Raw genomic sequence first — 20596 nt, 5'->3', positions numbered from 1 at the left:
GATTTACTTTGCCGCGAGCACTTGCCCGATGGCATCGGCGACAATTTGCACGTTGCTGTCGTTCAGGCCCGCGACGCACATGCGGCCCGAGCGCAGGATATAGACGCCGAATTCTTCCTTGAGCCGGTCCGCCTGCTCCGCGACGAGTCCCGTGTACGTGAACATGCCGCGCTGCTTCACGTAGCGCGTGAGCATTTCGCCGCGCACGTGGTCCTTCAGGCCGTCGTGGATCGCCTGGCGCATACGCGCGATGCGCTGGCACATCGACGCGAGTTCCCGTTCCCATGACGCCTTCAGCTCCGGCGTATTCAGCACGTGCGTGACGATCTTGGCGCCGTGCGTCGGCGGATTGCTATAGTTCGCGCGCACCGCGCTCGTCAGCTGGCCGAGCACGCGATCGGCTTGCGCGGCATCGTCGCAGATCACGTGCAGGCCGCCGCAACGTTCGCCATACAGCGAGAAATTCTTCGAGAACGAATTGGCGATGAACCCCGGCACGCCACGGCGCGCGAGTTCGCGGACGGCGAACGCGTCGTCGTCGAGGCCCGCGCCGAAGCCTTGATACGCCATGTCGACGAACGGCAGCAGATCGCGCTCTTGCAGCACGTCGATCATCTTCACCCATTGCGCCTCGTCGAGATCGACGCCCGTCGGGTTATGGCAGCACGCGTGCAGCAGGACGACGCTCTTCGCCGGCAGCTTGTCGATGCCGGCGAGCATGTCGTCGAACCGGAGGCCGCCGGTGGCTTCGTCGTAGTACGGATACGTGTTCACCTCGAAGCCCGCGCGCTCGAAGATGAAACGATGGTTCTCCCACGTCGGATCGCTCACCCACACTTGCGACTTCGGGAAATAACGCTTGATGAAATCCGCGCCGACCTTCAGCGCGCCCGAACCGCCGAGCGTCTGCACGCTGGCGATGCGGCCATCGGCGCGCGCGGGGCTGTCGTTGCCGAAGACGAGCGCCTGCACGGCGTCGCGATAATGCGCGAAACCGGCCATCGGCAGATAGGGCTTCGGGCCGAGATCCTTCAGGATCGACAGTTCGGCTTCGCGCACGGCCTGCATCACGGGCAGACGGCCTTCGTCGTCGAAGTAGATGCCTATGCTCAGGTTGACCTTGCTGGTGCGCGGGTCCTTCTGGAAGTTTTCGTTCAGCGAGAGGATCGGGTCGCCGGGATAGGCATCGATATGTTCGAACATGGTCACGTATGAGGACGAGAGATCGGCAGAAGAGGCCGCGTCAGTCTGCGCGCGCGGCCCGAGTCTTGAGATAGTAGCCGATTCCGAGAACGGCCAGCCATACGGGGATCAGGTACACGGACAGACGCAGGTCGGCAATGGCGTACATCACCCAGACGATGCCCGCGAGAAACGCGAGCACGACGTAATTCGAAAGCGGATGGCCGAAGCTCGGAAACGACGTCGTTTCGCCAGTCGCGCGCTTGCGGCGGCGGAACATGAGGTGGATGACGGAGATCATCGCCCAGTTGATGACGAGCGCCGACACCGCGAGGCCCATCAGCAGGCCGAACGCGCGCCCCGGAATCACATAGTTGATGACGACGCACGCCGCCGTCACCAGCGCCGACACCGCCAGCGCCGCGAGCGGAATGCCGCGCGCGCTCACCTTCAGCAGCGCGCGGGGCGCGTTGCCCTGCTGGGCGAGGCCGTAGAGCATGCGGCTATTCGCGTAGACGCCGCTGTTGTACACGGAGAGCGCGGCGGTCAGCACGATGACGTTGAGCACATTGGCGACGAGCGCGCTGTTCATCTCGCGGAAAATCAGCACGAACGGGCTGCCGCCGGTCGCGACCTTGTCCCACGGATACAGCGACAGCAGCACGGCGAGCGCGCCCACATAGAAAATCAGGATGCGATAGATGACCTGATTGGTCGCACGCGGAATACTGCGCGACGGGTCTTCCGCCTCCGCCGCCGTGATGCCGACGAGTTCCAGCCCGCCGAACGAGAACATGATGACCGCCATCGACATCACGAGCCCGTGCACGCCGTTCGGAAAGAAGCCGCCGAGCCGCCACAGGTTCGTGACGCTCGCGTCCGGCCCCGCCTTGCCCGACGCGAGCAGCCAGCCGCCGAAGATAATCATGCCGACGATCGCCGCCACTTTCACGATGGCGAACCAGAACTCCGTCTCGCCGTAGGACTTCACGCTCGTCAGGTTGATCGCGTTGACGATCACGAAGCACGCGAGCGCCGATATCCACGTCGGCAATCCCGGCCACCAGTACTGCATGTAGATGCCGATCGCCGACAGCTCCGCCATGCTCACGAGAATGTAAATGGCCCAGTAATTCCAGCCGGAGATGAAGCCGGCGGCGTGGCCCCAGTACTTGTCGGCGAAATGGCTGAAGGAACCCGCGACCGGCTCGTCGACGATCATCTCGCCCAGTTGCCGCATGATGAAGAACGCCATCAGCCCGGCGATCGCGTAGCCGAGCAGCACGGATGGCCCGGCGAGTCTGATCGTCTGCGCGACGCCGAGAAAAAGACCCGTGCCGATCGCGCCGCCGAGCGCGATCAATTGGATGTGGCGGCTTTTCAGTCCGCGCTTCAATGAATCGGTGTGAGGTGCTGCGTTCGTGTTGCCTGAAGCCATATCGTTGCCTGCTGTGCCGCAAAAAATTACCGCTCTTGCATGAACGTACGATCGCTTATCGATTCGTACGATGCTCTGGTCTGCTTTTTGGGTAGGAACTGTTGTTTTTTCGTGCGGATGACCCCATAGCGCGCAGCAAAAAAGGCCGATTATTTATCGACGGATTTGCGATTTTACCGTCCGGCAGACGGCGAAGCCTTGGTGCGCGGACCTGCGCGGCGGCGCCCCGCCACTCGGGGATCGCACAACAAACGAATTGAGGCCGGAATCAGGGCTTGTTCGGAGGATTGACAGAGGCGCGTCGGCGGGAGAATCGCATCATCCACTCACGACGGGGTCGCCATGTATCAGACGATGGAAGGAAACGCCAGGCCGCATCGCACGGCGCAGTGTTTGCCTGAAGAATCGCAAGACGGCGCGCAAAGCCAGGCGGAATTGCTGCACGCGCTGCAGTCGGTGTCGGAGAACATCATGCGCCTCGCCGGGAAGCTGCGCGGCGAGCGCGATGCCACCGCCGACGACGCACAGACCATGACCGAGCAGCATGCGCTCGCGCAACAGCTGATCGGACGCCTGCTGACGCTGCCCGCGTCGCGGACGTAGTGGACCAACAGGACCAGCAGGGCTAACAGCAGGAGAGCGCAACGACGGCGAAGCCGCCCGCGCTCGGAGCATCGGGGGAATGGAAATGAGCTACTTGACGATCATCGCCGGGGTCTGGGGTGTATGCGCGGTCGGCGCGGTGTTGTTCATCCGCGGCGCGGCGCAGCGCGATCAGGAACCGGCGCGCACGCAGAGCGAACGCGAGCCGGTTGCGCCCGCCCCGAAGGACTTCAGTCATCCGGCTTGAGCCGGAGACTTCCGCGAGGCGCCCACACGCTTCGCGGGAGTGACCTCCGTTACTTGATTGCGGCGACCGCTGCGCGCAGGCCGAGCAAGTAGCTATCCACGCCGAAACCGGAAATCTGCCCCTTGGCGAGTTCCGCGAACACCGATTTGTGGCGGAACTCCTCGCGCGCGTGCACGTGCGACATGTGCACTTCGATGATCGGCGCCTTCAGGATCGCGAGCGCATCGCGGATCGCGTAGCTGTAATGCGTCCACGCGCCCGCGTTGATGACGATCGCATCGACGTTCTCTTCGAACGCGCGATGAATCCGCGAGCACATCTCGCCTTCGATATTCGTCTGGTAGCACTCGACTTCCACGCCCAGCTCCTTGCCGAGCGCGGTCATCTGCTCGTCGATCTGCGCGAGCGTCGCCGTGCCGTACTGCTTCGGGTCGCGCTTGCCGAACATGTTGAGGTTGACGCCGTGCAGCGTCAGGATCTTTGCCATGAGTTGTCCTTGAGTGGAGAAAGAGAGTCACGCGGTTTCGATGATGTTGCCCGTACTGGCGGACAGCGCGATGGCCTCCGTGATCCGCAGATTCTGCAGTCCGTCGCGCGCGCTGACAATAGGCGCGGCTTCCCCGCGCGCCACGCGCCCGAAATGTTCCATCTGATGCGCGAGCGGATCGTCGCGCCGCATCGGCACGATGCTCTCTTCGAACGGCTTCCACCATGAGCGATCCTCGGCTTTCGAATACGACTTGAGGCGCATCGTCGGCACGGACAGCGAGCCGGAGGTGCCGGCGATCACGTAGCAGTCTTCGTCGGGATAGGTCGAATACGCCTTGTTCTCCTGCGACGTCTGCTCCCAGCTTCGCGGGCACGCGGCCGTATCGGAGAGCATGAAGGTGCCGAGCGCGCCGCTCGCGAATCGCAGATTGATGGCGACAGTGTCCTCGACGGCAAAGCCGCGCGTCGCGTGCGATGCGAACGCCTGCACCGCGACGATATCGCCGCACAGCATGCGCAGATTGTGGACTTCGTGAATCATGTTGAGCAGGATCGGGCCGCCGCCCGGCTCGCGCCGCCACGGCGCGCTCGCGTAATACTCGTCGGGCTTGAAGAACACGGCGCTGCCCATCACCGCGACGAGCTTGCCGAGCCGTCCTTCGTCGATCACTTCTTTCGCGCGCGCCATGATCGGACTATGCGCTCGATGATGGCCGATCAGCACTTTTGCGCCCGAACGTTCCACTTCGTCGACGAGCATCTGCGCTTCGTCGACCGTCGGCGCGATCGGCTTTTCGAGCAGGATCGGCACGCCCGCCGCGAGACAGATGCGCGCATGTTCGACGTGCAATTGATTCGGCGTCGCGAGCACGATGCCGTCGGGGCGATCCTTCGCGAGCAGTTCATCGAGCGTCCTGTAAAGCGGCACGCCCGCTTTCTCCGCGATATCGACCGCGCCCGCCGCCGGATCGACGATGGCGGAGAGCGTGCACGTCGCGCTCGCCTGCGCGACGCCCATATGCGCCTGGCCGATATAGCCCGCGCCCGCCACCGCGATACGCGTCTTGCCTGACTCTGTGTTCACTTCGATTCCACCGTGTTGAAAAAAAGCGCGAGTTCACCCCGGCGGCGCGCCGTCACGCGCCGCCCGAGTAAAGAATGAGCAAATGAAACTTAGGATGCGCGCGCGTTAGCGACCGATTCCGCGCGCAGACGGTCGTACTCGGCTTTCTCCACAGGCCGCGCGCCTTGTTCGCCAAGCTGGTTGAGCGGGATGCGATACGTCTCGCGCGCGCTCCATGCGGCGATCGCCGAGATGATGGTGACCGCGAGCGTGATCGAGCCGATCGTGAACGGAATGTTCGTCGATCCCGGCGGCGCGACGCTCGCGAACAGCGCGGGCAGCAGCGCCGTGATGGTCGTGCCGACGTTCTGCGAGATGGCCATCGCGGAGACGCGCGTGCGCGTCGGGAAGAGTTCGGGATAGAAGCTCGGGAAGATCGCGTTGTAGCCCTGATAGACGATGCCCCACATCAGCAGCGACGCGACGATCGCCATGCCGACGTTGTGAATGCTGATCGCATAGAGATATAGATACGACAGCAGGCCCGACGCGATCGCGCCGACGATGATCGGCGGCCTGCGCCCGATCTTGTCGGAGAGATTGCCGACGAGCGGAATCACGACGACGGCGAGAATATTGCCGACGACCGGAATCCACAGATACACGCTCTTGTGAAAGCCGACGCCGTAGGCCGCCTGCACCGCATACGCCGCGCCGAAGATGGTCGCGACCACGGGAATCACGTTCATCAGCGCCATGCAGACGACGCGGATCATGTCGCCGAGGTTGTACTTGAAGGCATCGACGATCGGCGAGCGCGGCACCGCGCCTTTTTCGCCTTCCTTCTCGAAGGCGGGCGTTTCATGCACTTCGCGCCGGATGATGTAGCCCGCGATCAGCACGAACGCCGACAGCAGGAACGGAATGCGCCAGCCCCAGCTATTGAACGCGTCCTCCGGCATGTAGTACGCGAGCGGCAGGAACACGGCGGCGGCGAGAATCTGTCCGGCCTGCACGCCTTGCAGCGTGAAGCTCGCGAAGAAACCGCGCCGGCCGAATGGCGCGTGCTCGAGAATCATCGAGCTTGCGCCGGAGATTTCGCCCGCGACCGCGAAGCCCTGCACGAGCCGCAGGATCACGAGCAAGGCCGGCGCGAGCATGCCGACGCTGTGATAAGTCGGCAAAAGGCCGACGGCCATCGTCGAGAAACCCATCAGGAACATGCAGAGCACGAGCACGGTCTTGCGGCCGTGGGTGTCGCCCCAGTGGCCGAGCACGAAGGCGCCGATCGGACGGGCGACGTAGCCGACGCCGTAGGTCGCGAGCGATGCGACGATCGCCACTTTTGGATTGCCCGACGGAAAGAAGAGCTGCGGGAAGATGAGCGCGGCGGCCTGCGCGTAGATGAAGAAATCGTAGTACTCGAGCGCGGAGCCTATCCAGCCGCTCGCCGTGGCCTTTTTCGTCTGCTTGTGGTGCTCGGCGTGCGACCCGCCTTTTGCACCGGGTGAGAGCGAGTTCGTGTCCATGACGTCTCCTTTTATGAATCGCCCGATGGTCTCTGTGGCCATCTTCGCGACGATGCTGCTTCTTCCGTTCCTCACCGACGACGGTCCATATAGCGTCGATCATCATCGCCCCGGAATCGAAAGCTTTCGATGAGGCAAAACCCGCGCGTGCGCTGCAAACGAAAGGCACGGGCACTAACTTACTATGTCCGCGGGAAAACATAATTCGGCTCGAAGGAAGTTCAGAATACGCTAACAGCGAATAATGGCGTTCCGCGTAATCTAAGCCCGTGCTAAGTTTCGCCTAAAGAATGTGCAGACCCGGCCGTATACACGACTACCGGCGAAGACGGCATCGTCGCCGAACCCTTTTTCGTCCTCTCGTGTGCCCGGTCTTGCGTATGTCAGGCAACCCGTCCCTGATCGATTCGATTCTCGCCACACCGGCGACGGAGGACGGACGCATCACGGCCGCGATTCGGGCATCGCTGCTGTCGACGCTGGTCGAAGACATCCGCCCGCTGTTTCTCTCCGGCATCTCCAGCGCGTTCGTCGCGATGATGGCGCTCGGACGCCAGCCCGCGCTCTGGACGCTGCTCTGGGTCGCCGCCGACGCGCTTCTGCTCGGCGCGCGCCTGTTCATCGTATGCCGCTATCGCGCGCTGAGCCGTGCGGGCGAGACGCATCCCGGACCGTGGGCCGCGCGCTATGCGCCGTTCGCGCTGCTCACGTGTCTCGTGACCGGCCTCGGCACGATGGCCTGCGTGATTTCCGGCGACGCCGAACTGGCCTCGCTCGCGATCATGGTGACGGCGGGATTGCTCGGCGGCATCGCATCGCGCAACGCGGGCCTTCCGCTTCTGGCGATCGCGCAGGTGTGCGCGGGCGCGCTGCCGATCGGCGTCGGCGGACTGTTCGGCCCGCCCGGCTACTGGATTCTCGTGCCGCCGCTCTTTCTCTACATCGGCGCGATGTGTTCGGTCGTGCAGCGACACTATCGCGGGCGCGTCGCGCTGATGACCGCCGAGCGCAGCCACGCCGAAATCGCCGCGCGCTTCGATGCGGCGCTCGCGCACATGCCGCACGGCCTGTGCACCGTGGATGCGTCGGGCAAGGTGGTGATCGCCAATCGCCGGGCGGCGGAACTGTTCGGCGCGACCGTCGACATGCTGCGGCTGAACGTGTCGCTGCCTGAATTCATCGGTTATGTGGGGCTGGCGAAGCTGGGCGAGCCGCTGCGCGAGCAACTCGCCGCACGCTGCGCGCACTGGCTCGAAAGCGGCGATCTGCCGCCGGTGCCGCTCGATCTGCCGCTGCGCGACGGCCGGCATCTCGAACTGAGCCGCAATCCGGTGCCGGACGGCAGCGCGGTCATCATCATCGAAGACGTGACGGAGCGGCGCAAGGCGGAGGCGAAAATCCTGCAATGGGCGCATCACGATTCGCTCACGGGCCTGCCGAACCGGCGCTATCTCGGCGAACACGCCGCGCGCCTGATGGCCAACGCCCCGGGCCGCGAAAAAGTGATGGTGATGTACGTCGATCTCGACGGCTTCAAGCGCGTGAACGACACGCACGGCCACAACGCGGGCGACGAACTGCTGAGACTCGTCGCCGACCGCCTGCGCAACGCGATGCGGCGCGGCGAACTGGTCGCGCGGCTGGGCGGCGACGAATTCGCGATCGTCGCGACGTATATCGCGGATGCGTCGAACGTCGTGTTCGCGCGCAAGATCATCGGCGAGTTATCGGCGCCCTATACGCTCGAATCGGGGCAGACGGCGCGCGTGGGCGTGAGCATCGGCATCGCGCTCGCGCATGCGGGCGAGCCGTTCGAAAGCGCGCTGAAGCGTGCCGATGGCGCGCTCTACGAAGCGAAATCGCAGGAACGCGGCGCCTACCGCTTCGCCGGCCGCGACGGCGACACGCTCGCGGGCGACGAACAGGCGGTCGCCAACGCCGAGCGCGGACGCGGCTGGTAGACCCCGCCACGCCACTACACTGCTAGGCCGGCCCCGCGAGCGAAACCTGCTCGTTCTCCGCCTGCCAGCGTTCGAGCCACGCTTCGAGCTGCGCGGGCGGCAGCGGCCGGCTCAGGTGATAGCCCTGCGCGAGATCGCAGCGCAGCGTTCGCAGCCGCTCCAGCATCTCCACGGTCTCGACGCCTTCGGCCACGACCTTCAGGCCCATGTTGTGCCCGAGATCGATCGTCGAGCGCACGATGGTCTCGTCGTCCTTGTGCTGGAACATGCCGATCACGAACGACTTGTCGATCTTCAACTCGTCGACGGGCATGCGCTTCAGATACGACAGCGACGAATACCCCGTGCCGAAATCGTCGATGGACAGGCGAATGCCGAGCGCGTGCAGCCGGTCGAGCGTTTCGATCGCGTGATTCGGGTCGTCCATGATCGCGCTCTCTGTGATCTCGATCCAGATCGATTCTGGCGCGACGCCGTGCTTGTCGAGCAGGCTCTGGAAAATCTCGGGCAGCGTCGACTGGATCAGCTCGCGCGCCGACACGTTCACCGACACCGCCAGCTCGATGCCCTGCCTGCGCCATGCGGCGCACTGCGCGATGGCCTTGTCCGCGACCCAGCGCGAGATCGTCTTGATGTAGCCCGTCTGCTCCGCGAACGGAATGAACTGATCGGGCGCGACGAAGCCGCGCGTCGGATGATCCCAGCGCACGAGCGCCTCGACATATTTCACGCGATGCGTCGCCAGATCGACCTTTGGCTGATAGTAGAGCGTCAGTTGATCGCGCTCGACGGCCTGGCGCAGCTCGCTCATCAATGAAAGACGCTCGGCGCTGTTCTGGTCGTGACGTTCGTCGTAGAACGCGAAGCCGAGATTCGAGCGCTTCGCCACGTACATTGCGATATCGGCGCGGCGCAGGAGCACGTTCATGTCGGTGCCGTTCTGCGGATACGCGACGATGCCGATGCTCGCGCCTACGTCGACGAGCTGTCCTTCGATCGTAATCGGCTCTTCGAGCGCGCGCAGCATGCGGGCGGCGAGCACGCGCGCCCCTGGCAGATCGTCGGTGGGCAGCAGAACCGCAAACTCGTCGCCGCCCAGACGCGCGACAGTATCGGTTTCGCGTTGCAGCGCCGCGCGCAGGCGCTTCGCCACTTCGCACAGCAGCATGTCGCCGATCGGATGCCCGAGCGTGTCGTTCACGTACTTGAAGCGGTCGAGGTCCATCATCATCACGCAAAGCGGATGATTGCCGCGCGTGGCCGCGCCGACCGCCTGCTGGAGCCGGTCGTTGAAGAGCGCGCGATTCGGCAGGCCAGTCAGCCGGTCCATGTACGCGAGTTCCGTGATGCGCTTTTCGCGCTCCGCGATGCCTTCGCGCATCTGGTTGAACGCGTGCGCCAGTTCGCCGATCTCATCGTGCTGGCGAATTTCGACTGGCGCGGCGTAATCGCCCTGCCCGATGCGCTTCGAGAACTGCGCGAGCGCCGCGATCGGACGCGTCACGGAACGCGCGGTGAGCACGCTGCCGACGATCGACACGAGCACGCCGAGCAGCGTGATGAGCAAAAGCGTCGACTGCAAGCGATGAAACGGCGCAAGCGCATCGATCAACGAGCGTTCGAGCAGGACCGCGACCGCGCGGCCTTCGGAATGCAGGCGCATCACGCGCGTCGCGTAGCCGTCTTCGGCAAGATGCGCCTGATCCTTCAGCGCGTCGCGCGCGTCGCCGGGCAGCGAACTCGCGAGCACGCCCCAGTTGCCGTCGTCGTCGACGGTGAGAAACGACACGTCGAGCGAGGTGAGCGAACTCATCGTGCGCGCGAGCGAGTCGTCGATCGCGAAGCCCATCACGACCCACGCGATCGTGACCGGCGTCTTCACCGGCACCGCGACGAGCTGATACGCGCGCGCGCCGATCATGCCGAACGACGACGCATCGCCGTTTTTCGCGACCTCGCGGATCAGCTTCGGAAACGGAAACGCCATGCCTTCGTGCCCGACGCCGCTGCTGTCGGCGATCAGCTTGCCGTCGAGATCGACGAGCATCACCACATCCGCATGGACGCGGTCGCCGTGATTCTGCAGCGCGGACGCGACGGTCTTGCTGTCGTGCGTCGCGACGGCCTCGCGAAAGCCGAAGTCGAGCGCGACCACGCTCGCCGCCTGCGTCAACTGCTCGCTGTTGCCGTGCAGGATCTGCGCGAACACGCGCTCGGCCACCGAAAGCTGATCCTCGGCGCTGCGATGCGCGTTCTTAAGAATCACCGAATTGATGACGACAAACGCCGCAGTCTGTGCGACGAGCATCAGCACCACGAAGACGAGCGCGATCCGCGCGCGCAGGCTGTGAAGGAACATCGCGGCCGGCGTCCTATTCGGCGGGCCGCAGTTGCAGCGCGAACTTCGCGGCGCCGTCCGCGTTGACCTTCTGCATTGGCTGCGCGTTCGGATCGCTCTGGCGGAAATGCCACGCGATCACCCTGTACGCATCGGCGGGCAGATTGTCGATGACCGCGGCGCCGTTCGCGTCGGTCTTCGCGAACCACGGCGTATCGACGATCAGCAGATACGCGACCATCGCGTCGTGAATATTGCAGCCCATCACGACGAGGCCGGGCTTGTCGAACACGACCGGATTCGCGGGAATGCCGTGATACAGATTCAGTTCGAAGCGTTTGGGCGGCGAGAACGAATAGACGTCGTGCTCGATGTTGTCCTTGTTCGGAAACGTCACCGACGCGCCCGTCTGCACGACGGACACCATCGGCACGAAGCGGCGCTTGATCTGGTCGATGACGGCGGCGGCCGGCTTCGTCGCGGGCGGCTTGCCGTTGACGGGCAGCGCATACACGATGGCATCGGCGACGGGCGCGCCGGCCTGATCGACGACCTGCACGCGCACGTTCGCCGCGCGGGCGATCGGCGCGCCGCACGCGAGCAGCACGAGCGTCACGAAAAGAGATTTGAGCATGTTCATTCGCGGTCCTGTACGTCGCGGTACATGGGCGCAAGCCTGGCGAGCAGCTTGTTCTGCGCGTGGAACGGCACGCCGTTCTTGTCCATCGCGGCCTGCAGGTCTTCGACGAGCGCGTTGAACGCGGCCCGGTCGATGTTCTGTCCTTCGTGCGTGCGCCGCATCGGCCGGCCGGTGTAGACGCAGGGACCGTCGAGCAGCACGCAGAACTGCTCGACGAGCTTCTGCTTGATGCGTCTGACCGGCGCGTTGTCGAAATACGGCGCGGTGCGCGGATCGGCGAGCACGGTGTCGTACATGTCGTCGACGATCCTGGTCAGCCCTTGCGTTTCGCCGAACTGCCGATAAAGCGCGTCGTCGGCGCGCGCGGGCGTGCAGGCGAGCGCGAGCAAGATCAATGCGACGTGGTGGATTTTCATCGTCAGAATCCCGCCTGAAGCGACACATAGAGGCCGCGCTGATTCTTCACGGTGGCGATATCGCCGAGCGCGACATACGCCGCCGTCAGCGAGACGTGCTTGTTCGGTGCCCACGCGACGAACGCATCGTAGGCGTCCTGCTCGCGCGCGAACGAGAGGTTGTTCGGCTTCATGCGATATTCGCCGCCGACCGCGACGTTCTTCGACAGCAGATACGCCACCGACGACTCGAATTCCGCGTGATAGGCGTTCGACCGGTCGCCGCCGAACCCGAGCAGGCCGAACTGGTTCGCCTTCGTGAGACGCAGCGTGCCGTTGAGCAGAAGGCTTTGCGCGAGCAGCAGCTTCGTCGCGGAGAGATAGAAATCGGTGCCGGAATTGCTCGCCGCGCCGACCGCCTTGACGACATCGCCCTCTTCGTTGTGCTTGAACTGCAAACCGGCGGCGATCTGCGGCAGCCACGTGTCCTGATCGAGCACGGCATCGCCGACGAGACGCACCTTCACGCCGAAGATGTTCTGGTTGAATCTGAAGCCCTCGCCGAGACCGAGCTGCGCGCCGGCATCGCGCGTATCGAAGCTCTGTCGGGCGAGCGACAGCTCCACGCGATTCGCGACGCCCACGGTGAGTCCCCACGAGCCGAGCGCGTAGTCCTGCGTGCGGACATAAGTGCCGTGCGCGTTCGCGCCGAGCTGGCTCGCGGTGCCGTAGCCGCCGATGACGGCCCACGGCACGAGGCCGCCGCCCGCCGCGCCTTCGATCTGCGATACGCCGCCCGTCAAGAGCAGCTTGCCGCCGGTGAGCGGCACGACGGGCGGATCGTCGGCGAAAGCGGACGTGGAGAACGACACGAACGACACGAGCGACGCCAGAACCAGTCCGGCGAGGCGCATCCTGGAGTGCATCAGGCGCATGCGGGAGCCATACGAACGAGTTTCGGGATTCCCGCATGCCGCCGCGGGATGCCGCGATCGTATTGCGGCGAACCTGGCGTTCCGGGAGCGGCGCGCCGGTCTGGCCGCGCCGCGCTTCATCTACCGGTAAACGGCCGCTAACAGGCGAACTTGACGGCCGTTCGTAAGTAATCGCGCGCCAAACGTTTGCAATGCGGGCTTCATCGGCGTGAACTCGCGCACGGATTTTCAGGCCGGCCGTGCGAGAAATACCCGGAACGTGCGCGGCGCTCTGTTCTCATATGGAGTAAGCGCAACCGAAGGGAAAACCGCCTCGCCGAGCGCGAAACGCGCCGAAAACGTATAGTGCCGTTCTGTTACTTCGGAAATTTCCATGTCGACACCTCACTCGACCGCGCTCGACAACGGCAAGCATGTCGAACTCACGCGCGGCCTGATCGCGCTTTTCGCCTTCTGCTGCGGCGCGATCGTCGCCAATCTGTACTACGCGCAGCCGATCACCGAACTCATCGCGCCCGATCTGCACATGGCGGGCGGCACGGCGAGCCTGATCGTCTCGCTCACGCAGATCGGCTATGCGCTCGGGCTGTTCTTCATCGTGCCGCTCGGCGATCTGCTCGAGAACCGCAAGCTGATGATCGCGACGGCGCTCGTGTCGATCGCGAGTCTCACCGCCGCGACGTTCACGCATACGCCGGGCTGGTTCCTCGTGATTTCGTTGCTGATCGGCTTTTCGTCGGTGGCGGTGCAGATTCTGATTCCGCTCGCCGCGCACTTCGCGCCGGACGAATCGCGCGGCAAGGTGGTCGGCACCATCATGAGCGGGCTGCTGCTCGGCATTCTGCTGTCGCGGCCGGTATCGAGCCTCGTCGCGGGTCACTTCGGCTGGCGCGTCATGTTCGGCGCCGCGGCCGTCTTGATGATCGGCATCACGACCGTGCTCGCGTTCACGATCCCGAGCCGCCGCCCGGATCATCAGGCGACGTACTTCGAACTCATCGGCTCGCTCGGTCATCTCGTTCGCACGATGCCGGTGCTGCGGCATCGCTCGCTCTATCAGGCGCTGATGTTCGCGTCGTTCAGCCTGTTCTGGACCGGCATTCCCGTGGAACTGACGCGGCACTATGGTTTGTCGCAGACGGCCATCGGCATCTTCGCGCTGATCGGCGCGACGGGCGCGACCTCGGCGCCGATCGCCGGGCGTCTCGCGGACGCGGGCCATACCGTACGCGCGACTTTCATCGCGCTCGCGCTCGCGGCCATCGCGTATCTGCCCGCGGTGATTCATCCGGCGTGGGGCGTGGCCGCGCTCGCCGTGACGGGCATCGTGCTCGACTTCGCCGTGCAGATGAACATGGTGCTCGGCCAGCGCGAAATCTACGCGCTGCACGCCGCAAGCCGCAACCGCCTGAACGCGGTGTACATGACGAGCATCTTCGTGGGCGGCGCGTTCGGCTCGGCGTTCGCGAGCCCGCTCTACGAGCACGGCGGCTGGACGCTCGTCGCGAGCGTGGCCACGTGTTTCCCGCTCGTCGCGCTCGCGCATTTTCTCTTGATCGGACGGCATCACGCGGCGCGCGACTGAACGCGGGCCGCGCCGATCTCACGGCTTCGGAATGCGGATGCGGCTGATCATCAGCGAGCCCGAGATCGCGTAGATCAGCACGAGCGGATGCAGCGTGAAGCCGCCTACACGCAGCGTGCCGAGCCACATGCTCTCGCCGATCGCGCCGGACCACGCACCGATGGTCAGCAGCAACACGATCAGAAACGACGTGGGAATCGGCGTGCCTTCGAAATGCGTGACCTTGCCGCTGCTGCCCGACATCTCTTCGGTCGTCACGTTGTAGCGCGCGAGACGCGACACGCCGCACGCGACGAAGTATGCCAGGATCACGCGGTCATACAGGCCGCGCATGCCGAATCCGTAACCGATGATCGCCGGCGCGACGCCGAACGAAATGACGTCGGCAAGCGAATCGAGTTCCTTGCCCAGCAGCGACGCCTTTTGACGCCAGCGCGCGATGCGGCCGTCGAGCACGTCGAACACGAGCGCCGCGAAGACGAGCGCGCACGCAAGATAGATATGCAGCACGTCGGAGTCGTCGAGATACGACATCGACGAGAACAGCGCGCCCGTGCCGCACACCGCGTTACCCAGCGTGAACCAGTCGGCCAGGTGGAAATCGCGGATCATCGAGAATCGTTTGGCTTTCATTCGTTTCGGTTTTCGTGACGTTCGGGCGGCGCCGACGGCCAGCGCCGCGAAGCCTTCAAGTCTATCATCGCGCCCTCTTTCCTTAGCACTCCGCATGCCAGCTAAACCTGTACGCGCACGTTTAGGTTTGTGTTAGGATGCACGGCATCGACCCAGTACTTTCGATGCCGCCATGTCAGCCGCCAAGCCCGCGCTCCTCACCATCCGCGACGCCGCCGAGCGCCTGCAAGTCACGCCACGCACGCTCAAGTATTACGAGGAGCGCGGGCTCGTGACGCCATCGCGCAGCGAAGGCCGTTACCGGCTCTATAGCGAGCAGGACCTCGATCTCTTCGCGCGTATCCTTCGGCTGCGCTCGCTCGGCTTTTCGCTGCAGGGCATCGTCGAGATGCTCAAGCGGCCGATGGAAACGCTCGGCGAAGGGCGCACGGGCTTCTCGGCGTCATCGTTGCGGGAGATCGAAGCGGCGCTGTCGCAGCAGATCGAATCGGTCGATGCGCGCATCGCCGCCGTGCGCCGCGAACTGAAGGAAGCGCAGGCCGTGCGCAGTGAACTCGCGAGCGACCTCGACTATCTGCGGCGCAGAATCGCGGGTGAAAGCAAGGAAGCGCTATTGCAGGAGCGCATGGCCGCGCGCAAGCCGCGCCGGGCGAAGAACGCGGGAGACGCCGGCGAATGATCGGCGCGTCGTACCGGCATCCGAAGCAGCTTGCCGAGCGTGTTCTCGGCGATCTGTTTCCGTGGGCGATTGCGCTTGCCACGGGTCTCGACTATTTCGACAACTCGCTCTTTTCATTTTTCACGAGCTATATCGCGGGCGGCATCAATGCATCGTCCGATGAACTCGTGTGGGCGTCGAGCGCGTATGCCGTGGCTTCCGTGCTCGGCATCCTGCAGCAGCAATGGTGGATCGAGCGGCTCGGCAATCGACGTTATATCGCCGGGTGCCTGTTCCTGTTCGCGGCGGGCGCGATGGCGGCGACGCTGTCCGAATCGGCGATCGAACTGGCGCTCGCACGCGGGTTTCAGGGCTACTTCATCGGCCCGATGATGAGCGCCGCGCGCATCCTCATCCAGACGCGATTCACGCCGCAGACACGCCCCGCCGCGACGCGCCGCTTTCTCAACATGATCCTGCTCGGCACCGCGCTCGCGCCGTTGTGCGGCGGCTATCTCGTCGCCTCGCTCGGCTGGCGCGCGCTCTTTTCCTGCACCGCGCTCGCGGGCGTCGCGCTCGGCGTGCTCGCGTTCATCGCAGTGCCGTCGACGGGACGCGTGCAGCCCGAAGCGCGCGGCGATACGCACTTCTGGCCGTACATCCTCTTCGCGTTCGCGCAGGGCGCGTTGCAGATCGTCATGCAGCAAGTGCGCTTCGAACTCTTCAGCACGTCGCCGGAACTGATCGTGCTGACCGTCGCCGGGTTGCTGTCGCTCGGCTGGTTCGCATGGCATCAGTGGCATCATCCGAAGCCGTTGCTGCGGCTGCATGCGTTGCGCGAGAAGACGTTTCAGGTGGGCATCGTGTTGTACATCGCGTTCTATTACATCAACAATGCGATGAGCTTTCTCGTCTCGCGCCTGCTCGAAGGCGGGCTCGGTTATCCGGTGGAGAACGCGGGACGGCTCGTCGGCTTCACGTCGATGGTGTCGCTCGCGATGGCCGTCGTCTATTTCCGCTATGCCGCGCGCATCCGGCACAAGAAGTGGCTGATCGTAACGGGCTTTCTGATGGCCGCGTTCATCGGCACATGGATGATCAACATGCCGCCCGGCGTCAGCATGCCGTGGCTCATCGCGCCGATGGTCCTGCGCGGCATGCTGCTGCTCTTCATCGCGCTGCCGGTCGCGAATCTCACGTTCCGCGTCTTCGCGATCGATGAATACAGCCACGGCTATCGCTTCAAGAACATCGTCAAGCAACTGACTTACTCGTTCTCGACGGCGACGATCATCATTCTCGAACAGCATCGCGCGGCGCTGCATCAGACGCGGCTCGTCGAGACGGTGAATCCGTACAGTCCGGCGTTTCAGGGCGCATATGAAAGCTTGCTCGACGCGTTCGGGCGCATGGGCGAGAGCGCCGCGCAGGCGAAGAGTCTCGCGCTCGCGGAGATCGGGCGCATCGTCACGCAGCAGGCGAACTTCTTGAGTTCGCTGGATGGCTTTTACTACATCATCGGCGTTGCGTTGTGCGCGAGTGTGATTGCGGCCTGGCAGACGCGTATCGATTGAGCGCCGCAACGAAGTATCATGGCCGGACGTTCAACGATCGCAGCCGCCACCATGCTCCCGTCAGGTGATTCGTACGAAGCCGTCGTCCGCAGTTCGAATGGCGCATTCCCGAGCCCTGCGACATCGCGCGGGACGTTTGCAACGAATGGGCCGATGGCTCGGAGCGCATCGCGCAACCGATCGTTCGGCAATGCGGTGTCGGGGTATCGCGTGGCGATCGTCGCGCTCAACGACAGCTTCGTGCCCGAATTGCCGATGACCACGACCGGCGAGGTGATCCGCGAGTCGCTGCGCGCGCAGTTCAAGCCGGCGCGCGAAGGAGACGATGAATGATCTTCCGGCGCGCATTCGCATCCGCATTCGCACTCGCACTCGCAATCCTCATGCTCGCCTGCGGCTTTGCGATGGCCGCGACGCTCGCGATCAACGTCGGCGGCGAGCGCTCGCTCACGACCGAGCAATTGCTCGCGCGTCCCGATGCCGCGATCATCCGCGTGCCGAACGACGTCACGTTTCATCGCACGATGACGTATCGCGCCGTGCCCTTGCGCGCGCTGCTCGGCATCACGGAAATGCCCGCGGGCAAGGAGCTCCAGGTGAGCGCCACCGATGGCTTCGTCACGCACTTTTCCGCGAAGCTGCTTTTCGGCGACGGCAGGAAGCGCGCCGAACCGTGGCTCGCGATCGAATCGCCGGACGAGCCGTGGCCGCAAGTGCCGGGCACCGGCGATATCGGTCCGTTCTATGTCGTGTGGATCGATCCGGCCGCCTCGGGGGTGTCGAGCGAGCAGTGGCCGTTCAAGGTCGACGCGTTTCACATCGCGCCGACGCTCGCCGCGCGCTTCCCGCAAATCGCCGTCGACAAGAGCGTGCCCGCGAACTCGCTGGTCCGTCGCGGCAAGACCGTGTTCGCCACGCAGTGCATCGTGTGCCACAAGCTGAACGGCGCGGGCGATGCATCGGTCGGCCCGGACCTGAATCGTCCGCATAATCCGACCGACTATTTTCAGCCGTGGGCGCTGAAGGCCTACATCCGCGATCCGAAGTCGATCCGTGCATGGCCCGACATGAAAATGCCCGGCTTCGACAGGAAGGCCATCAGCGACAGCGATCTCGACGCGCTCATCGCCTATCTCGGCTATATGGCGAAGCGAAAGAAGTAAGCCCGCCGATGCTCAGGCGACCGCCGCCACGCAATCGATCTCGATATCGAATTTGCCCGGCCACGCCGGCACGTTGACGAAAATGCGCGCCGGCGGATGCGGCCCGAAGAAGCGCGCGTAGATCGCGTTGACCACAGGGAACGCATCGACCGATGTGCAATAGACGTTGCACTTGAGCACCTGATCGAGCGATGAACCTGCCGCTTCGACGCACGACTTCAATTGCTCGAGCACGAGTTCCGTCTGCCGCTCGATCGTCGCGTTCGCCGCGATCTCGCCCGTTTCGGGATCGAACGGCGGGAAGCCGGACACGTACACCGTGTCGCCGTGGCGCGTGACAGCGGAGGTCGGCGCCTTGAAGCGTTCGAGCCACGTCGAAAGCGGTTCGACGCGAATGATTTCGCGAGCCATGGTCATCGTCTCCTGTATGAGGCAAGAACTACGCGCGGGCGTCGAAAATTCCGTTCAGATCATTGCCTGACGCCGCGTCCTCGAAGCCGTCGAAGCGGCCATCGGCGAGCCCTTGCGCCGCGCGCATGAATCCGCCCCACGCCGCCCGCGCGAGTCCGCCGCCTACACTTACGCGCCGCACGCCGAGCGCGGCCACATCGCTCAACGTGAATTCCGACACACCGCCGATCAGCAGATTCACCGGCTTCGGCGCGACCGCCTTCACCACGGCCTCGATCTGCTCGCGCGTCTTGATGCCGGGCGCGTAGAGACAGTCCGCGCCGGCATCGGAATATGCTTTGAGACGCGCGATGGCATCGTCGATATCGGGCTTGCCGGCAAAGAAATTCTCCGCGCGTCCGACGAGCAAGGTGTCGCCGCCGCTTTCGTCGATCGCGCGCCGCGCCGCCTTCATGCGCGCGACGGCGACATCGACCGGAAAAAGCGGCGCGGCTGTATCGCCGGTCGAATCCTCGATCGACAGGCCCGCGACGCCCGTTTGCACCGCGAGCTTCACGTTCGCGCCGACTTCGTCCGGCGTCGCGCCGAAGCCGCTTTCGAAGTCGGCGTTCACGGGCAGATCGGTCGCCTCGACGATCTCGCGCAAGTGAGCGAGCACCGCATCGCGCGTCATGTGATTGTCGGCGTGGCCGTGCGACCACGCGAAGCCGGAGCTCGTCGTCGCGAGCGCCTTGAAGCCGAGCGTCGCGAGATAGCGCGCCGAGCCGGCGTCCCAGGGATTCGGCAACATGAAACAACCGGATTCGTGCAGCGCGCGGAATGCGGCGCGTTTTTCGGCGGCCGTGCGAGGCATGGTGCGTCTCCTGTTGATGAACGGGACAGAACGTAGACGATACGCGATCGCGTAAAAGCGCGCTCGCCGCTAAGTCTCTCTTAAGCACGCGCGCACTACGCTCGAGCTTTTCCTCGCACGAGACACGACATGGAGCACGCAAAAAACCCGCTCGCCAAGGTGCCTGAACTGACCCTTGCGTTCTGGATCATCAAGATTGCGGCGACGACGCTCGGCGAAAGCGGCGGCGACGCGCTTTCGATGTCGATGAACCTCGGCTATCTGATGAGCACGTTTATCTTCGCAGTCGTGTTCGTCGTCGCGGTGATCGCGCAAGTGAAGGCCGACCGCTTCCAGCCCGCGCTCTACTGGATCACGATCATCGCGACGACGACCGTCGGCACCACGCTCGCTGACTTCGCGGACCGCTCGCTCGGCATCGGCTACGCGGGCGGCAGCGCGATCCTGCTGGCGTTGCTGATCGCATCGCTCGCGGTGTGGTATCGAGCAATGGGATCGGTGTCGGTATCGACGATCGCCTCGCCGAAAGCCGAAGCCTTCTACTGGGTGACGATCATGTTCTCGCAGACGCTCGGCACCGCGCTCGGCGACTGGACCGCCGACAGCGCGGGCTTCGGCTACGCCGGCGCGGCGATGGTCTTCGGCGGCCTGCTGCTCCTGATCGTGCTCGCGTATTACTTCAGCAATGTGTCGCGCACCGTGCTGTTCTGGAGCGCGTTCATTCTGACGAGGCCGCTCGGCGCGGTGGTCGGCGACTTTCTGGACAAGCCCGTCGCGCACGGCGGACTCGCGATGAGCCGCTACGGCGCATCGCTCGCGCTCGTGATGTTCATCGTCGTATGCGGGTTTCTCTTCAAGCAGCGGCCCGCGCGCGCGGCGCATTGATGCGCGCTGCAAAA

General features: G+C 64.5%; 21 protein-coding genes. 9 read left to right on the top strand and 12 right to left on the bottom strand.

Annotated features, from left to right (window positions below; genetic code table 11):
- Window positions 1-3 precede the first annotated feature (3 nt).
- Window positions 4-1203 carry an amino acid aminotransferase gene (locus tag AWB77_RS18605; protein WP_061135922.1) on the bottom strand — a complete coding sequence of 400 codons (1200 nt, stop codon included), beginning with the start codon at window positions 1201-1203 and terminating at the stop codon, window positions 4-6.
- A 40-nt stretch (window positions 1204-1243) separates the two neighbouring features.
- Window positions 1244-2620 carry an amino acid permease gene (locus AWB77_RS18600; RefSeq protein ID WP_061135921.1) on the bottom strand — a complete coding sequence of 459 codons (1377 nt, stop codon included), beginning with the start codon at window positions 2618-2620 and terminating at the stop codon, window positions 1244-1246.
- 342 nt (window positions 2621-2962) lie between these two features.
- On the opposite strand from AWB77_RS18600, the gene AWB77_RS18595 reads away from it, so the two are divergent.
- Window positions 2963-3223 carry a hypothetical protein gene (locus AWB77_RS18595; RefSeq protein WP_061135920.1) on the top strand — a complete coding sequence of 87 codons (261 nt, stop codon included), beginning with the start codon at window positions 2963-2965 and terminating at the stop codon, window positions 3221-3223.
- A 79-nt stretch (window positions 3224-3302) separates the two neighbouring features.
- Window positions 3303-3470, top strand: coding sequence for a hypothetical protein (locus tag AWB77_RS36405; protein WP_167354152.1), 168 nt, complete (start codon window positions 3303-3305; stop codon window positions 3468-3470).
- 49 nt (window positions 3471-3519) lie between these two features.
- Here AWB77_RS36405 and aroQ read toward each other — a convergent pair whose 3' ends face one another.
- From aroQ to AWB77_RS18580, 3 genes are all read right to left on the bottom strand, one after another.
- Window positions 3520-3957: a type II 3-dehydroquinate dehydratase gene (gene aroQ, locus AWB77_RS18590; RefSeq protein WP_061135919.1), complete on the bottom strand. Its 438-nt coding sequence runs from the start codon at window positions 3955-3957 to the stop codon at window positions 3520-3522.
- A gap of 27 nt (window positions 3958-3984) precedes the next feature.
- Window positions 3985-5043 carry a Gfo/Idh/MocA family protein gene (locus tag AWB77_RS18585; protein WP_279616186.1) on the bottom strand — a complete coding sequence of 353 codons (1059 nt, stop codon included), beginning with the start codon at window positions 5041-5043 and terminating at the stop codon, window positions 3985-3987.
- A gap of 89 nt (window positions 5044-5132) precedes the next feature.
- On the bottom strand, window positions 5133-6551 hold the full coding sequence (locus tag AWB77_RS18580) for an MFS transporter (protein ID WP_061135918.1): 1419 nt from the start codon (window positions 6549-6551) through the stop codon (window positions 5133-5135).
- 380 nt (window positions 6552-6931) lie between these two features.
- Between AWB77_RS18580 and AWB77_RS18575 the strand changes: the two genes are divergently transcribed.
- Window positions 6932-8512 carry a sensor domain-containing diguanylate cyclase gene (locus AWB77_RS18575; protein WP_063936516.1) on the top strand — a complete coding sequence of 527 codons (1581 nt, stop codon included), beginning with the start codon at window positions 6932-6934 and terminating at the stop codon, window positions 8510-8512.
- A gap of 22 nt (window positions 8513-8534) precedes the next feature.
- On the opposite strand, the gene AWB77_RS18570 is transcribed toward AWB77_RS18575, so the two are convergent.
- Genes AWB77_RS18570 through AWB77_RS18555 form a run of 4 tightly spaced genes read right to left on the bottom strand, consistent with a single transcriptional unit; the run spans window position 8535 to window position 12820 of the window.
- Window positions 8535-10871: a bifunctional diguanylate cyclase/phosphodiesterase gene (locus tag AWB77_RS18570; protein ID WP_061135917.1), complete on the bottom strand. Its 2337-nt coding sequence runs from the start codon at window positions 10869-10871 to the stop codon at window positions 8535-8537.
- 13 nt (window positions 10872-10884) lie between these two features.
- On the bottom strand, window positions 10885-11490 hold the full coding sequence (locus AWB77_RS18565) for a methylamine utilization protein (protein WP_061135916.1): 606 nt from the start codon (window positions 11488-11490) through the stop codon (window positions 10885-10887).
- Window positions 11487-11906: a group I truncated hemoglobin gene (locus tag AWB77_RS18560; RefSeq protein ID WP_061135915.1), complete on the bottom strand. Its 420-nt coding sequence runs from the start codon at window positions 11904-11906 to the stop codon at window positions 11487-11489. Before AWB77_RS18560 ends, AWB77_RS18565 begins: the two co-directional genes overlap by 4 nt.
- Window positions 11907-11908: 2 nt before the next feature.
- Window positions 11909-12820 carry a DUF3034 family protein gene (locus AWB77_RS18555; RefSeq protein ID WP_061135914.1) on the bottom strand — a complete coding sequence of 304 codons (912 nt, stop codon included), beginning with the start codon at window positions 12818-12820 and terminating at the stop codon, window positions 11909-11911.
- 373 nt (window positions 12821-13193) lie between these two features.
- Between AWB77_RS18555 and AWB77_RS18550 the strand changes: the two genes are divergently transcribed.
- Complete coding sequence (locus AWB77_RS18550; RefSeq protein WP_061135913.1) at window positions 13194-14405, top strand: MFS transporter; 1212 nt, start codon at window positions 13194-13196, stop codon at window positions 14403-14405.
- Between the two features lie 18 nt (window positions 14406-14423).
- Here the strand turns inward: AWB77_RS18550 and pssA are convergent, their stop codons facing one another.
- On the bottom strand, window positions 14424-15038 hold the full coding sequence (gene pssA / locus AWB77_RS18545; RefSeq protein ID WP_061135912.1) for a CDP-diacylglycerol--serine O-phosphatidyltransferase: 615 nt from the start codon (window positions 15036-15038) through the stop codon (window positions 14424-14426).
- A gap of 172 nt (window positions 15039-15210) precedes the next feature.
- Here pssA and AWB77_RS18540 point away from each other — a divergent pair, with 172 nt between their 5' ends.
- The 4 genes from AWB77_RS18540 to AWB77_RS18525 all read left to right on the top strand — a co-directional run bounded on the left by AWB77_RS18540 (window position 15211) and on the right by AWB77_RS18525 (window position 18433).
- Entirely contained in the window at window positions 15211-15717 is a 507-nt protein-coding gene (locus AWB77_RS18540) for a MerR family transcriptional regulator (RefSeq protein WP_061135911.1), read from the top strand.
- Window positions 15714-17270, top strand: a complete 1557-nt coding sequence (locus AWB77_RS18535) for an MFS transporter (protein ID WP_061135910.1) — start codon at window positions 15714-15716, stop codon at window positions 17268-17270. The genes AWB77_RS18540 and AWB77_RS18535 overlap by 4 nt, the downstream gene beginning before the upstream one ends.
- 153 nt (window positions 17271-17423) lie before the next feature.
- A complete protein-coding gene (locus tag AWB77_RS35860) occupies window positions 17424-17603 on the top strand; it encodes a hypothetical protein (RefSeq protein WP_157694834.1) in 180 nt (59 codons plus the stop codon).
- Complete coding sequence (locus AWB77_RS18525) at window positions 17600-18433, top strand: cytochrome c (RefSeq protein ID WP_061135908.1); 834 nt, start codon at window positions 17600-17602, stop codon at window positions 18431-18433. Before AWB77_RS35860 ends, AWB77_RS18525 begins: the two co-directional genes overlap by 4 nt.
- A 12-nt stretch (window positions 18434-18445) precedes the next feature.
- Here the strand turns inward: AWB77_RS18525 and AWB77_RS18520 are convergent, their stop codons facing one another.
- Window positions 18446-18844: a RidA family protein gene (locus AWB77_RS18520; protein ID WP_061135907.1), complete on the bottom strand. Its 399-nt coding sequence runs from the start codon at window positions 18842-18844 to the stop codon at window positions 18446-18448.
- A 28-nt stretch (window positions 18845-18872) separates the two neighbouring features.
- On the bottom strand, window positions 18873-19697 hold the full coding sequence (locus tag AWB77_RS18515; protein WP_061135906.1) for an isocitrate lyase/PEP mutase family protein: 825 nt from the start codon (window positions 19695-19697) through the stop codon (window positions 18873-18875).
- Between the two features lie 129 nt (window positions 19698-19826).
- Here AWB77_RS18515 and AWB77_RS18510 point away from each other — a divergent pair, with 129 nt between their 5' ends.
- A complete protein-coding gene (locus AWB77_RS18510) occupies window positions 19827-20582 on the top strand; it encodes a COG4705 family protein (protein ID WP_061135905.1) in 756 nt (251 codons plus the stop codon).
- Window positions 20583-20596: the final 14 nt, after the last annotated feature.

The organism is Caballeronia fortuita, assembly GCF_001544835.2.
GTDB lineage: Bacteria > Pseudomonadota > Gammaproteobacteria > Burkholderiales > Burkholderiaceae > Caballeronia > Caballeronia fortuita.
Note: the sequence above shows the minus strand (reverse complement) of the source record. Positions and strands in the feature narration are given on the sequence as shown.

Excerpts from the sequence above, each read along its gene's own strand:
- AWB77_RS18535 (WP_061135910.1), top strand. The coding sequence starts at position 15,714 with ATGATCGGCGCGTCGTACCGGCATCCGAAGCAGCTTGCCGAGCGTGTT.
- AWB77_RS18600 (WP_061135921.1), bottom strand. The coding sequence starts at position 2,620 with ATGGCTTCAGGCAACACGAACGCAGCACCTCACACCGATTCATTGAAG.
- AWB77_RS18540 (WP_061135911.1), top strand. The coding sequence starts at position 15,211 with ATGTCAGCCGCCAAGCCCGCGCTCCTCACCATCCGCGACGCCGCCGAG.
- AWB77_RS18570 (WP_061135917.1), bottom strand. The coding sequence starts at position 10,871 with ATGTTCCTTCACAGCCTGCGCGCGCGGATCGCGCTCGTCTTCGTGGTG.
- AWB77_RS18555 (WP_061135914.1), bottom strand. The coding sequence starts at position 12,820 with ATGCGCCTGATGCACTCCAGGATGCGCCTCGCCGGACTGGTTCTGGCG.
- AWB77_RS18550 (WP_061135913.1), top strand. The coding sequence starts at position 13,194 with ATGTCGACACCTCACTCGACCGCGCTCGACAACGGCAAGCATGTCGAA.
- AWB77_RS18605 (WP_061135922.1), bottom strand. The coding sequence starts at position 1,203 with ATGTTCGAACATATCGATGCCTATCCCGGCGACCCGATCCTCTCGCTG.
- AWB77_RS36405 (WP_167354152.1), top strand. The coding sequence starts at position 3,303 with ATGGAAATGAGCTACTTGACGATCATCGCCGGGGTCTGGGGTGTATGC.
- AWB77_RS18515 (WP_061135906.1), bottom strand. The coding sequence starts at position 19,697 with ATGCCTCGCACGGCCGCCGAAAAACGCGCCGCATTCCGCGCGCTGCAC.
- AWB77_RS18510 (WP_061135905.1), top strand. The coding sequence starts at position 19,827 with ATGGAGCACGCAAAAAACCCGCTCGCCAAGGTGCCTGAACTGACCCTT.
- AWB77_RS35860 (WP_157694834.1), top strand. The coding sequence starts at position 17,424 with ATGGCTCGGAGCGCATCGCGCAACCGATCGTTCGGCAATGCGGTGTCG.
- AWB77_RS18560 (WP_061135915.1), bottom strand. The coding sequence starts at position 11,906 with ATGAAAATCCACCACGTCGCATTGATCTTGCTCGCGCTCGCCTGCACG.
- aroQ (WP_061135919.1), bottom strand. The coding sequence starts at position 3,957 with ATGGCAAAGATCCTGACGCTGCACGGCGTCAACCTCAACATGTTCGGC.
- AWB77_RS18565 (WP_061135916.1), bottom strand. The coding sequence starts at position 11,490 with ATGAACATGCTCAAATCTCTTTTCGTGACGCTCGTGCTGCTCGCGTGC.
- AWB77_RS18575 (WP_063936516.1), top strand. The coding sequence starts at position 6,932 with ATGTCAGGCAACCCGTCCCTGATCGATTCGATTCTCGCCACACCGGCG.
- AWB77_RS18580 (WP_061135918.1), bottom strand. The coding sequence starts at position 6,551 with ATGGACACGAACTCGCTCTCACCCGGTGCAAAAGGCGGGTCGCACGCC.
- pssA (WP_061135912.1), bottom strand. The coding sequence starts at position 15,038 with ATGAAAGCCAAACGATTCTCGATGATCCGCGATTTCCACCTGGCCGAC.
- AWB77_RS18525 (WP_061135908.1), top strand. The coding sequence starts at position 17,600 with ATGATCTTCCGGCGCGCATTCGCATCCGCATTCGCACTCGCACTCGCA.
- AWB77_RS18520 (WP_061135907.1), bottom strand. The coding sequence starts at position 18,844 with ATGGCTCGCGAAATCATTCGCGTCGAACCGCTTTCGACGTGGCTCGAA.
- AWB77_RS18595 (WP_061135920.1), top strand. The coding sequence starts at position 2,963 with ATGTATCAGACGATGGAAGGAAACGCCAGGCCGCATCGCACGGCGCAG.